The organism is Legionella drancourtii LLAP12 (assembly GCF_000162755.2).
Taxonomy (GTDB): Bacteria; Pseudomonadota; Gammaproteobacteria; order Legionellales; family Legionellaceae; genus Legionella; species Legionella drancourtii.
Window position 1 is genome coordinate 241799 of record NZ_JH413808.1, and the last position, 14466, is coordinate 256264.

A 14466-nucleotide genomic window follows, 5' to 3' on the forward strand; every position below is an offset into this window, starting at 1 on the left:
TTAAATCAAGAGCATGATTATCAGCAAAAAGCCCTGCAACATTAAGTGCCGGAAAATTAATTGGGTCACGCAATAGCACGTCTTCTGTGGTTTTAAAAGTACGTGTAATTAAACCAAGCCGCGCAAAAAAATGCTTATTAATTAAGCCGCTTTCATCTTTAAATGCTTGATTTAATAATTCAAGAACAATTACCGAATCCACTTGCTGCAATAAATGATTATTAGCAAATGACACTGGTTGCACCTTAATTTGTGCCTCTGGTACAATCTTATTGCTCACATCAACGCTGGATAAAAGTACAACTTCGCGGTGTTTGGGGTCACGGTGAGGGTTCTTTATCAAGCCAATCATCCACTGACTCGGATCATCGCGTCGCGACATAACCATCAGACCACAGGGGACTCCATGGTCATTCATGTAAGCAAAATGCTGACATGCATATTGTTGTTTATACTTTTCAATATATTCATTTTCTTTTTTAAAAGGCTCATCACCGAGTATGCCTTGTAAAATACTAGCAGACATATTGCCCGACATATAATGTCGCGCCGCGAACCTTTGCCGCCATGAAGCACAATGCTGTTTTGCTTGCAGCGGTGTACCGATAAAGGGGGTTCGTAAAATATCCTCGTCGCGATGAATTTGAGCATTAGTTTGATCCAAAAAACCTGGATGACCGAAAGCTGAAAAAATTTGCGGAGCGGTACCCGTTACCAAGTAAGGCATAATTCATTTCCCAAAATGACAAATTGTGATTATTATAACCAATAATGAAGTTGAATGGTGCTTGTTTTTTGTAAAATTTGCGTTATTTATGCAAGTTTTAGCCTAAATAATACAAACAAACCTCTCCTAAAATGTAACAAGGCAATAACATGAAATGCAATATCATTGGCGCCGGTCGACTCGGCAAAAATATTGGGCTCGCTTTAACGAGCGTGCACGCCATTTCTTCGCTATCTATTTGTAATCGCTCCATAGCCAGTACTTATAAAGCTTGCCAGGATATTGGTTTTGGCTTGGCAGTGCCAGAACTCAACAAATTACCTGCAGCAGACATTACCTGGCTCTGTTGTAATGATGATGCAATTCCCGCATTGGTGGTGGCATTAACCAATCAAGCCAGCTTAAAACCAGGAAGTTTTGTAATTCACAGCAGTGGGGTATTAAACTCATCGTTGCTCGCTCCACTGCAAACAAAGGGTTGTGCGATTGCTAGCTTTCATCCATTAAAAGCATTTAAAAGCAATTACTTAGACAAGGAGGCCTTTAATCAGGTGGATTGTGTTTTTGAAGGAGATGCAGACGTATGTGACTGGTTGCAACAAACATTTTCTCGTTTAGGCGCTTATGTCTCGGCCATTGCCCCTGAACATAAAGCCATGTACCACGCAGCAGCTTGCATCGCATCAAACTATTTAATTACACTTGCTGCCTGCAGTGAAGAACTGCTGCTAAAAGCGGGCCTGCAAGCGCAGCAAAGCCGACGGATGCTCCTCAATCTGATGCAAGGTAATGTAACGAATATACAGCAAAGCGAACGCATTGCTGATGCCCTTACGGGGCCATTAGGGCGCGGCGACCTAAATACACTTGCCTTACACTTAAAGGCGATGGAAAACACCAACATGCATCATTTATATAAGGCGGCCGGATTAGCGACGCTGCCGTTAACACAATTGCCTACAACGCAACAAGAAGCCATTAAGAACTTGCTAGAACACTAGGAACTATCAACTATCTCGAGTGTTTCACGGGAAACATGTGGAAAATTGTGCCAAGCAAGCGCCTGACACAATGGGTTTTGTTAACGAAAACCACACCCCCCGTGTTAATGGGGGACAACATGACTATGCACATCCTCATCGGGTTTCACGATTATCTGCTCGCGTTCTGCACCAATTTTTCTAATGTCACTTAACACCTCTTTCATACTCGCCATATGTTGCACAACTTGTTGTGAATTTAAAGGCACTTCTGCTACAGATGAAGGACTTGCTTTCCTAAAATCAGCAACGGGTTCTTTAACTTTTTGGGGTACATCAGTTACATCTTGTTTCACACCATGCTCAGGTGTAGCAGTTGCTTTTTTAGCTTGTTGCTCTTGGGCTTGCGCATGGCTGCTTTGCACTACCGTATCTGCATGCTGACGCTCAGCCATTTGCATTTTTTGGGCAAATTTAGCCTGTTCTTCTTTTTTATACTCATCATGCAGAATTTTTGCTCCACCCACTGCAAATACACCAACGGCGATTAGTGCGGGCGCAAGACCAGGAATGGCAACAGCAGCGGCCACAGCAACAACCGTAGCAACAGCCATAGCAACCGTACCCAAAGTACCTAATTTTGCTTTCAAGAAGGCAAAAAAGCCCATGGGTTTTGGTCCTTCTGCCGCATCAGCCATTTGTTTAGTCAATCCTTTATGCGCCTGCATTTTACCGGCTTTACCCTGATGCAGATGCTCCATAGTGGATTCTTCGGCGTAGTTGCGATTAAATAAACCAGCAAGACCTATTTTCGGATTGACTTTCGCCGCCGCACCTTGATCCGCCGCACTGATCAGCGATACTCCAGATTGCAAGTTATGGTCATATTTTGTATCAATTTGTTGTTTTAACGCTGCGGCTTTTACCGCTACATCCTTAGGTTCAGCCTTGGCAAGGTCAACCATGGCCTTCACAATCGGATCGTTGGGATTATGCGCAACACTATCTAAGACAGAAACGCGTCCGGCAATAGCCTGGGCGCGCTCATTACCACTTTTACAACCGGCAATGGATGCTTGCTCAACAAAAATAGACAGTGCCTGGAAGGCTTTAGCGTATTGATGTTGCTGATGCAAGTCATTAGCCATCATCACTTTTAAGGCGCCGCGGGCTTTGCTCACGGTGTCCAGCTCACGTACATTTTCACGTTGATTGGTATTTGCCCATCCCGCTTTAATCTCTTGAATTTGTGCGATGACTTCTTTGCCTTGTTCTGACTGGGAAAAAAAAGGCTGTTCACTGCGATCGGATGTTAAATAAGCCTTATATTGCGCAAAAACAGGTTCAATTGTTGCTTTTTGACGGTCATTCTTATCAACCAAATTATACAACATGGCCATTTCTGCCATCAAGGTCGCTTCTGTTTTTAGATCATTGCCACCATAACCCAAGCTGTCACCAAAACCATTAATCGATATATTTTGCACCAAACAAAATACCGGCTCTATTTCCTTAGCATTCTTAAGTTGGCTGGCATTATATTCATGCGCGCCCTCTAAAATAAAACGGGCACCTTGGGATTGTTTATTTTTGCCACCCTCAAAACGGTCATTAAGCGCCGTCAACAGGTTATAGGTAAAGGCCTTACCCACTGGGTTAGTGCTAATCTCATCGCGCATGTTATAGTGGCTTTGCAGGTAAGCAAGCTTAGTAGCCACATCGCTAACCGCCTCAGCCTTAGTGATTCCTTCTTTACCCTTTGCCTTAGCCTTATCAGAAATAATCCCCTCTTTTACATCAAGGGAAGGGATTCTGATTTGCACCCGCGACATGCCTTGATTGCCCTCAGCTAAAGCAACCGTCATAATTTGGCGATTGGCAAGATGGTCTATACCTTGGCCACGATCATGCGCCGTCACATCGGTACCACCAATCCAAGTAAATTGACCTAAGGATTGATCAACGTGCAATAAATCATTATTGGTAGCAGTTGTTACTTCCGCTTTGTGTTTGACATGCAGGTTTTTCATTTCTTTCTTCGTCAAACGGTTGCCAGTGGCTTTGACCACCTCTTCCAAAAAAATATGGTGTGCTTCACTAGAAATACTTTTGCGTGCTTTGTCCAAAGCCCTAACTAATTTTACATCATCTATATTGCCATCTTTAGTCGCGTTCTTAAGCGCATCCTTAAAAGCAGTAGTGACCAGTTCGTTCACCCGAGTCATGGCTGCTTCATGAGCAATATTCATTTTTACTTCAGGAAAACGTTCCTTATCCATTTTGGTATAGGTGCGCGCCGTTAAACCTAAGTGAAAATGAAATTCTTGTTGTAAGGGGATAATACTACCTCGGCAACCCTCTAGTTGCGCAAATTGCTCTTCTGTCAAACCATAATGCTTCAGGTATTCAGCTTTAAGCTCGGAATCAGCCGTAACATCCAAACTTACCGTAGTATTTACTGCAGGCTCACGGCCAGTGGCGTTGAAAAATAAGTCCCGATCTTCTTGATTAGAGACCGTAATTAAGACTCGTCCTTGTGGATCAAAATTTAAAGGGCTCTTACTGCTCAAGGCCTCTATTAACGCCTTGGTCAGGAGCCTTTCCATATAGATGCGTTGTAGTTCTTGTTGCGCACTTAGCATACTAGACCCCACTTAATCTTTATACTTAGATTGTAGCAGGATTTATAAGCAAATTATAAAAAATTTACGCTAAATTTGCACCAATGTAATGCTTTGATAATTATTAACCACCTAATCGCTCAATAATTGAGCGGGAAATGCATCTATCACAGCTTAATTCACGCTTAAACTCCATAGTGATCACTCTTTTATGGTAGCAATGCTCAGTTTTTTTGCCTTCTTCGCTTGTCTACGCTCCTGCCAGCTTTGCAACATGACATAAAAAGCAGGCACAAACACCACCGCCAAACAGGTAGATGCCAACATGCCACTACAAACCGCGATACCAATAGAGCGGCGAGCATTAGCACCGGCGCCGGTAGCAAACACCAACGGCATCACTCCTAAGATAAAAGCAAAAGAAGTCATCAATATTGGACGAAAACGCGTCTTAGCACCAAGCACGGCCGATTCCATGATGGATTTATTATGGAATTGTCGTTGTTCACGTGCCACCTCAACAATCAAAATCGCATTCTTGGCGGCTAACGCAATTAAGAGCAAAACCCCTATTTGCGTGTACATATTATTTGCCAATCCCAATGCAGATAAAGCCAGTACAGTACCGATTAAAGCTAAAGGGACACTTAATAAAATAGCTGCCGGCGTAACCCAGTTTTCATATTGCCCTGCTAAAATCATATACACCAGGATTAACGACAAAATGAAAATATAATAACTCATGTTGCCTGCTATTTTTTCCTGATAAGCCGTACTGGTCCATTCATAGGAAACGCCTGCCGGTAAAACCTCCTTGGCTACGCGCTCCATAGCCTGCATGGCCTCACCTGAGCTATAACCGGTAGCGGCCATGCCATAAATATTACTTGATGGATATAAATTATAGAGAGAAATGAGCGAAGGACCGACCGCCGGGTAAATATCAGTTAACGTACCTAGGGGTACCATACCGCCTGACTGGTTTTTTACATACAGATTCCGTACATCTTCGATAGTCATGCGATAAGGAGCATCTGCCTGCACATAAACCTGAAATACCTGGCCAAATTTAGTGAATAAATTCACATAGGAAGAACCAAGATATGTTTGTAATGCATCGGTAGCATCACCCACTTTGACCCCTAATGATTCGGCTTTAATGCGATTAATCGGTGCCGAGACCTGTGGCACTGACGCACGAAAGGAAGTCATTAGCCGTTGTAATTCAGGTTGTTGACTCGCATAACGAATCATTTGATCCGTTGCTGCTTGTAATTTACGATAATCAAACGAACCATCTTGCAACTCAAGTTGCATTTGAAAACCACCCGAAGAACCCAAGCCTTGAATTGGGGGCGGCACCATCACTAACACCTTAGCCTCAAGCGTTTTTTGCGCAATTTCATTAAGCTTGGTGTAAAGTGGTAATAATCCCTCTTTGCTACCACGCACACTCCAATCCTTAAACATGATATACAACGCACCGGCATTGGCCAGATTAGCGCTATTGTCCAATAAAGATATCCCATCAATGGTAATCACATCCTGAATACCATCTACTTTGGCTACTTGTGCGCTAAGCTTATGCAATAAAGCTTCGGTACGCCCCAAGCTAGCCCCATCAGGTAATTGCACGTTCATCATGACATAACCCTGGTCTTCAATAGGAATAAACCCCGTAGGAATTCGACTCAGACCCAAAATAGCCAATAATACTAAAAGAAGACCAATAGAGCAGACCATCTTATTTTTATGCACTAACCTATCAATAAAACTAATGTAAGTATTTTCTACCGGATAATAAATCTTATCAAACCAACGAAATACGAAATTCTTCTCTTTATGACTATCCACAGGTTTTAGCCATAAAGCGCACTGAGTTGGCTTTAGCGTCATCGCGTTAATCGCACTAATAAACGCTGTTGCGGCAATAACTAAAGCAAACTGCGCATACATAGCGCCGGTTAAACCAGGCATAAAGCCAGCCGGCACAAAGACGGCCATTAGCACGAGGGTAATCCCAATAATAGGACCTAATAATTCGTTCATCGCAATGATTGCCGACTCTTTAGGCGATGTACCACGTTCAATATATTGGGTTACACCTTCAACAATCACAATTGCATCATCCACCACAATACCAATGGCTAACACCAACGCGAATAAAGTTAATAAGTTAATCGAATAACTCAATAAGAGCATGGCAAAAAAGGCGCCAATAATCGTCACCGGCACGGTTGTTGTAGGCACGAGGGTTGCGCGAAAATTTTGTAAGAAAAAAAGAATAACGATTAAAACTAAAATGCCCGCCTCAAATAGGGTCTTATACACTTCAGTGACGGAAGCATTGACAAAAATAGTTGTATCAAATGGAACCGAATACTGCATCCCAGGAGGAAATTTTTTAGCCATTTCCGCTACGGTCGCACGTACTTCTTTCGCCACTTGCAAGGCATTAGCGCCAGGAAGCTGATAAATACCAATCGCCGCGGTAGGTTTATTATTGAGTTTTGCCAACTGGCTGTAGCTGGAAGAACCTAATTCAACACGCCCAACATCACGAATGCGCACAATTTTGGCACTACTACTGCCATTGGCGCTTTCATTAGGTTGCGTTGCGATGGTTTTAATAATAATGTCAGCAAATTCTTCCTGATTAGCACGCTGCCCTGGCACATTAACGGTAAACTGATAGGGCTGAGCTCCCGATGTGGGCGGAGCGGCAATCTGCCCAGCAGAAACTTCTTGGTTTTGTCGGCTAATAGCATTCAATACATCACTAGGATTTAAAGCATAAGAGAGCATTTTCTGCGGATCAAGCCACACACGCATCGCGTAAGTACCCGTACCAAAAATAAGTACGTTACCCACTCCTGGCAAGCGCGCCAATTCATCTTGCATATTAATGGCCGCATAGTTATCCAGAAATAAGCCATCATATTTGCCATTCTCGGAAGTGAGCGTAATAAACTGCAAAATAGCAGTAGATTTTTGTTGTACGACCACACCTTGTTTTTGCACTGATTCTGGTAACTGCGCCATCGCGGCCTGCACGCGGTTTTGTACCAATACTTGCGCAAAATTAAGATCCGTGCCAATGGCAAAAGTAACAATTAACGTATAAGAACCACTATCGGTACTAGTCGATTGCATATACAGCATCTTTTCTACGCCATTGACTTGTTGTTCAATGGGAAGAGCAACGGTATTAATTAAAGTTTTTGCATCCGCCCCAGGATATGTGGTTGTTACTTGAATAGTAGGCGGCACGATAGCCGGATATTGTGCCACCGGTAAAACAGCTATAGCCACCATTCCCAGCAAGACGAGGAGTAGCGCGATGACATTTGCCAATATTGGCCGCTCAATAAAAAATTTAGAAATCATTATGTTGTCTCACTGTAGGTTGGCCTGACGGCTCAACACCATCTCATCCTTAAGCAAAAGTTCTATTGCGCCTCATTTAATCTACTCCACCCTCGCCCAGCAACAAAAATTCTTAATTAGCGAGCTTTGTTGATTCTTGCTGCGCCAATTGTGGCATTACCTTATTGCCCGGCGTTGCATTTTGCAGTCCATCAACAATCACATTATCTTGCACGTCCAAGCCTTTAACGATACCACGCCAGCCCTGTTCCACACTGCCCAAGGTCACCCGTTTTAAGACCACCTTATTCTCCTTGTCCATTAAATATAAGTAAGGGCCAATTTGGTCATAAAGCACGGCCGTATCAGGCACCGTTAATTGCTGGGCTGGTTGTGTAATCGCAACGCGTACTTGCACAAATAGGCCAGGGATAAAGGTATGGTCTTTGTTGGGTAATACGGCGCGCAATTCCATTGTTCCGGTAGATGCATTAAGCCCGGTATTAATGAAATCTAAGGTGGCTTTGTATTTGAAATCAACTGGGTTTTGCATGCTAATATCTACAGGAATAGTATTAATGTCCTTCGGCTTAAGCCCTTTAGCACGAGCCGCGGTACGCAAGCGAATTAAATCAATCTCATTAAGATTAAAATAAACATAAAGCGGGGCAATCTGCTCCACTGTCGCTAAATTAGTCGCGATACCATTCCCAACTAAATTACCAACATCCACTAAATGGCGACCAATACGCCCATCAAATGGTGCTAAAACATGAGTGTAACTGTAAGTAATCGTCGCATTAATCGCTTCTGCGGTTGCCTTATCTATTTCTGCCGTAATTTCTTGCGTCTTAGCCAGCCATTTTTCCACTTCATTTAATGAAGTAGCACTTTGGGTATACATCCGTTTTTGACGAGCATATTCCGACTTATTATAAGCATCCGCCGCCTTTTGTGCCGCCACTGTAGCCTGGGCTGCCTTTAATTGCTCAAGATATGGTTCGGGCTGAATCACAAACAACTCTTGGCCTTTTTTAACAAAGGAGCCATCAACAAATTCAATTTTTTCTAAAAACCCTTCAACACGCGCCACCAAGTTAACCGAGTTATAAGCAACGGTAGTTCCTGTTTGCGTTACATATTCAACCATCTCTCTTAATTGCGGTTTTTGCACTACAACTGCTGGCGGAGGGATTTCTGGCGGATTATGTTTTGTAAATAAATGGACAATGACATAAACACAAAACAACGCCGCGACAGCGATTCCTGCGAATTTGACTGGTTTTGAATTTTTATTAAAGTTCATACGGATTACCATTTTGGTAGATAAAGTTCTTTTATTTTTTGCTTGCGTGTAACCGGTGGCTGGTGATTAGGTTGCTGCAACAACGTACCCCAATTAGTGCGCGCCGCCATTTCGGTTTTAATCTGTTGCGACACCACATCATCACCACCACGAATTTCCCAGCCACCACCAAGGGCTCGGTAAAGCGCCACTAAAGCTTGCGGAATATCACCTTGAGCCTTAACCAGCGAGGTTTGCACACTCAATTGTTGCTGTTCGGCATTAAGCACCGGTGTAAAATCAGTTTCACCTTCTTTGTAGCGTATTAAAGCCAATTGTAGTGATTTAATCGCCGCCGTATTCGCCTGCGTCAAGAAGTGCGCTGCTTTTTTGGCTTCAATATAAGCGGTAATGTTATCTTGCACTTCTTGCTGAGCCTTTAAAACGACATTCATATAATTTAATAAGGCTTGTTGGAAAGAGGCGTCTTGTGCGCGCACTGCATTGGTAATTTGGCCATAATTTAAGATAGGCCAACTTAGGCTTGGACCGGCGACAATATTACGATTCGCCCAGTGGAATATATCGGTAATGGAGGATTGGCCAATATTATTTGAAGAAAAAGCAAAGGCACCACTTAATGACAGTGCCGGATACAAATCAGCCTTAGTAGCACCAATAGAAGCAGATTGCCCTACCGCTTCTAATCGAGCCTGATGAATATCTGGGCGTCTGGCTAAAGCTTCTTTAGGAATGCCTACCGCAACCGATGAGGGTGCTTTGGGTATGCCCTGGCTTTTTTGAATAACACTATCAATACCGTTAGGAATCGTGCCGAGTAAAACTGCTAACGCATCTTTTTGCTTTTGTAAATTAGCAACGTTTGCTGGCAAAGTTGCTTCAGTTTGCGCCAACTCAGTAAGTGCTTGCTCTACATCCACAAGACTAGCTTGCCCTGCATTATAACGCGCACGGGCAATTCTTAAGCCCATTTTTTGGACGATAATGTTTGCTTTGGTGATCCTGATTTGTTCTTCATAAGTACGAATTTTAATGTAGGTAGTCGCAACATCCGAAGTTAATGTGACTAAAGCATTATCGTAAGCAGCTAGTGACTCTAAAAAAGCGGCATCATTGGCTTGTATTGCCCGGCGGTATTTACCCCAAAAATCCAATTCCCAATTCGCGGAAAAACCTAAAGAGGCGGTATCAAAACTTGATGGTAAAATTTGTTGGAAGGACGTACCGCCAATGCGCGTGTAATTATAGCTACCAGAAATTAATTGTTGTTGGGGATACAGGCCGCCTACAGCTTGCGCCAATTGTGCGCGCGCTCGCAACACCTTAACCCCGGCCGCTTGTAGGGATAAATTGTTGTGATAGCCCTGATAAATAATAGAGGTCAGTACAGGGTCATGAAATTCCTGCCACCATTTTGTATCTTTGAAGGATTTTTCTTTAACGGAAGCATTTTTTTTCGCCCAATGCATGGCGACTTGCTTGGGCGGCTCTTTATAATTAGGACCGACCATACAAGCGCTAAGCAATAAGCATATGAAAAAAATCAACGTCTTTAACATGGAGCAGATAATTCCCTATCTTAACTATTTCCCTTCATGGAAACAAAATGTCATCGCGGTAACACCATGACATTAGAAGACTTTATCATCCCTATTTCTGATTTCATAGCTAATTTAGGATTAATAACCGCTTTAATCCACCAAGGTCACCAGAAACCATATGCTTATCACTCCTAGTGGCTTTACTACGATGCCGGCAGAGCCTTATCCGCGCTGATAACTTGTAGCTGAGTTACATTCTGCAACCCACGAGGCAGGCGGTTGCCACGACGACCACGCTCCCCTTTATAATGCTCCAGATCCGCTCCTTTTAGCGTGAAATGACGCTTTCCAGCATGCACCGTCAGCACATCCTGATTGGAGAGAACCTGGACATCAATAACATATTCTTCACGTGATGCTGTTTTAGTAGCAGGAATACTAATTAATTTATTTCCCTTGCCACGTGATAACTCAGGCAACTCTTTAATGGAAAAAATAAGCAGACGCCCAACACTGGTGGCACAAGCTACCAATAATTCCTCCTGATTAGGCAAGATACGCGGTGGTAAGATACGGCTGGCCGCAGGCAATTTAACACAGGCTTTACCATTACGGTTTTTTACATAAAGATCGCTCATTTTAGCCACAAAGCCATAACCTGCATCACTGGCTAATAATACTAATTGCTCAGCTTCGCCCCCAACAACCGTCTCAAATAAAATGCCTTCTGCAGGATTTAATTTACCGGTTAATGGCTCGCCCTGCCCCCTGGCTGAAGGAAGAGAATGACCTGGTAACGAATACACTTTACCTTCGCTATCAAAAAAGACAATTTGTTGGTTCGAGCGTGCCGTTGCTTGTGCCTTAAACTCATCCCCAGCTTTATAACTGAGTTCACTGCCATTAATATCGTGGCCTTTAGCCGCACGTACCCAACCATTTTTAGAGAGCACGACCGTAATCGGCTCGTTCGGAAGAATATCTTCTTCTTTTAATGCTTGTGATTCTTGACGGACAATAATGGGTGAACGGCGAACATCGCCAAACGCATCACGGTCTTTAATAATCTCATCTTTAACTAAATTTTTTAATTTCTGTTCACTGGTCAAGATACTTTGCAAATGATCGCGCTCAATACTCAGCTCATCTAACTCACCGCGTATTTTTATTTCTTCTAATTTTGCCAAATGCCGCAGTTTCATTTCTAAAATCGCTTCGGCTTGCCGTTCACTAAGATTAAAGCGCGCGATTAAGCCTTGTTTAGGATGCTCATGTTCACGAATAATGGCAATGACCTCATCAATATTCAGATAAGCAATCAATAATCCTTCCAACACATGGATGCGTTCTAGAACTTTAGCTAGACGGTATTCCAAACGTCTTTTTACTACGCTAACGCGATAAATCAACCATTCACTTAAAATGGTTATCAAGTTTTTTACCCGTGGTTTGCCATCGAGACCAATCATATTGAAATTTACGCGATAACTGCGTTCCAAATCAGTCGTGGCAAATAAATGCGACATTAAACCATCGACATCAACACGATTAGAGCGTGGAATAATCACCAGTCGCGTAGGATGCTCATGATCGGATTCATCGCGTAAATCCTCAACCATGGGCAATTTTTTTTGTTGCATCTGCAAAGCAATTTGTTCCATTACTTTAGCACCAGACACTTGATAAGGCAGGGCCGTAATAACGATATTTTGTTTTTCTGGGTTATAAATGGCGCGCATCTTAATCGAACCATGTCCCGTTGCATACAAAGTCGTAATCGCTTCGGGTGGGGTAATGATTTCTGCAGCGGTCGGAAAATCAGGGCCTTTAATATGCTGCATAATAGCGCTTAAATCAGCCTGGGGATTATCGAGTAAGTGCACACAGGCATTAGCTACCTCGGTTAAATTGTGCGGCAAAATATCAGAGGCCATCCCCACCGCAATCCCAGTAGCACCATTTAATAAAATATTCGGCAACCGCGCAGGCAACAAGGAAGGTTCTTGCAGTGTGCCATCAAAATTATCCACCCAATCGACGGTACCTTGCTGTAATTCGGCCAAGAGCACGTCAGCATAAGCAGATAGGCGCGCTTCAGTATAACGCATGGCAGCAAAGGATTTTGGGTCATCGGGAGAGCCCCAGTTTCCTTGCCCGTCGACAAAAGGATAACGGTAGGAAAAAGGCTGCGCCATTAAAACCATCGCTTCATAACAAGCACTGTCACCATGAGGATGGAATTTACCCAATACATCCCCGACGGTACGCGCCGATTTTTTATGTTTGGCCGTCGCTTTTAAACCAAGTTCAGACATAGCGTAAACAATACGGCGTTGTACCGGTTTTAAGCCATCGGCAATATGCGGCAATGCCCTATCTAAGATTACATACATTGAATAATCCAGGTAGGCTTTTTCAGTAAATTCGGTTAAGGCTTTTTGTTCTGCAACTTCATTCATAATTTTTTTAGTCATCGTAATATTAACCACTATTTAACCATCGTCGCGCGGTATTGCAAAGTGATTTTAACAAAGGTATGGCCATGTTAGAAATATAAACACCCTGTAAATTGTGAATAACTTTGTATGTTTTTTCAAACAAGAGGAATGTTAACACATAACGTATTGATTATATTGTATTTTATAAATATTAATTAATTTGATAAATTGCTCTTCCTGTGGATAACCCTGTGTATTAGCATAGAATAAATTAGCTAACTTATTGTAAGTTACTTAAAAAGTATAAAAATCTCTGTCTTGTTCACAACCATACGCCATGCTAAGTTAAGCAAATTACCTTTTCGTGTTTATTCATCAGGGATTGATGCCATGCAAAAAATTGCGTTATCTACCTTAATTTTTACCACCGCATTCTATGGTAGTGTGCTTCATGCGGGTGCGATGGGGACGACAATTGCCCCCATGTGGAACGGTTTTTATGGTGGTATTAATCTTGGCGGCGCTTTTTCCAGTAGCGATCCACTGCTTATTAATGCTCATAATGTGCAATATTGCCCTAATACTATGGGTTGCAGCCAAGGATTAGCCTACGCCACTGCCGCGGTTACAGGCACAAAAAATAAATCATCATTAGCTAATGCCGGGTTTATTGGCGGAGGGCAGCTTGGCTTCAATCAGACACTGCAAAGTCATTATGTTGTGGGTTTCGAGGCAGATATTCAAGGCATTTCTGAAAGTAACCGCAAAAAATGGTCTGCATCAGCAGTCAATTTTAATGATAATAATGGCGATCCGCAAATTATCAATACCAACACCGCTATTGTCCAGGGTACTGATTTTCTAGGTACTGTACGTGGACATTTAGGCTATCTTATAAATCCTGCTTTTTTACTTTCGGGAACAGGAGGATTTGCTTATGGCGGTGTTCGTTCCCAAACCAGGATCATCCAAAGCTATGGCATCCCGCAAAATACCAATAATCTTGACGCCAATTGGCGTTCCGTTGGATATTATGCCAATACCCGCCTAGGCTGGACCGTTGGCGGCAGTTTCGCGTGGATGCCCCGCCCCGCATGGAGTGCCAAAATAGAGTATTTATACTATAACCTTGGTTCAGTGATCTATAAGGATGGCAATCTTATTAATAATTTTATCACCCCGTATGGCCCGCCTTACTACTTTAATAATGCAGTAAGCAGTACAACTCGCTTTGATGGTCATGTGGTGCGTGTCGGGGTGAATTATCATTTTATCTAATTCGTCACCAAAACCGTTACCTTAGCTTGAAGACATTAAGTACTTAATTTTTAGTAAGGGCAGCGGCAGGGAGCCCGGATTAGGCAAAGCCATAATCCGGAATTTTCTAAGCAGTGTCTACTTATTTAATGATTTTTCTGACTTTTTGAATGGCGCGAATCTGCGCAACTGCACGCGCTAATTCAGCCGCGGCAACGGAATAATCCATC

7 protein-coding genes and 2 pseudogenes are annotated in these 14466 nt (G+C 42.9%); 2 read left to right on the forward strand and 7 right to left on the reverse strand.

Annotated elements, in window-relative coordinates; all coding sequences use genetic code 11:
• Positions 1-727, reverse strand: a pseudogene (locus tag LDG_RS19570) (hypothetical protein); the annotation flags it as partial.
• Positions 728-876: 149 nt separating this feature from the next.
• On the opposite strand from LDG_RS19570, the gene LDG_RS05185 reads away from it, so the two are divergent.
• A complete protein-coding gene (locus tag LDG_RS05185; RefSeq protein ID WP_006870123.1) occupies positions 877-1728 on the forward strand; it encodes a Rossmann-like and DUF2520 domain-containing protein in 852 nt (283 codons plus the stop codon).
• Positions 1729-1832: 104 nt separating this feature from the next.
• Here LDG_RS05185 and LDG_RS05190 read toward each other — a convergent pair whose 3' ends face one another.
• The 5 genes from LDG_RS05190 to parC all read right to left on the reverse strand — a co-directional run bounded on the left by LDG_RS05190 (position 1833) and on the right by parC (position 13015).
• Positions 1833-4349, reverse strand: a complete 2517-nt coding sequence (locus LDG_RS05190) for a hypothetical protein (protein WP_006870124.1) — start codon at positions 4347-4349, stop codon at positions 1833-1835.
• Between the two features lie 180 nt (positions 4350-4529).
• The gene (locus LDG_RS05195; protein ID WP_006870125.1) at positions 4530-7715 is read right to left on the reverse strand and encodes an efflux RND transporter permease subunit; all 3186 of its coding nucleotides are present in this window, start codon (positions 7713-7715) and stop codon (positions 4530-4532) included.
• 112 nt (positions 7716-7827) lie between these two features.
• On the reverse strand, positions 7828-9000 hold the full coding sequence (locus LDG_RS05200) for an efflux RND transporter periplasmic adaptor subunit (protein WP_006870126.1): 1173 nt from the start codon (positions 8998-9000) through the stop codon (positions 7828-7830).
• A gap of 5 nt (positions 9001-9005) precedes the next feature.
• On the reverse strand, positions 9006-10559 hold the full coding sequence (locus LDG_RS05205; RefSeq protein ID WP_006870127.1) for an efflux transporter outer membrane subunit: 1554 nt from the start codon (positions 10557-10559) through the stop codon (positions 9006-9008).
• Positions 10560-10744: 185 nt separating this feature from the next.
• Positions 10745-13015 carry a DNA topoisomerase IV subunit A gene (gene parC / locus LDG_RS05210; RefSeq protein WP_006870129.1) on the reverse strand — a complete coding sequence of 757 codons (2271 nt, stop codon included), beginning with the start codon at positions 13013-13015 and terminating at the stop codon, positions 10745-10747.
• A 354-nt stretch (positions 13016-13369) separates the two neighbouring features.
• Here parC and LDG_RS05215 point away from each other — a divergent pair, with 354 nt between their 5' ends.
• Complete coding sequence (locus LDG_RS05215) at positions 13370-14257, forward strand: outer membrane protein (protein ID WP_006870131.1); 888 nt, start codon at positions 13370-13372, stop codon at positions 14255-14257.
• 121 nt (positions 14258-14378) lie between these two features.
• Here the strand turns inward: LDG_RS05215 and LDG_RS18880 are convergent.
• Positions 14379-14466, reverse strand: a pseudogene (locus LDG_RS18880) (F0F1 ATP synthase subunit epsilon); the annotation flags it as partial.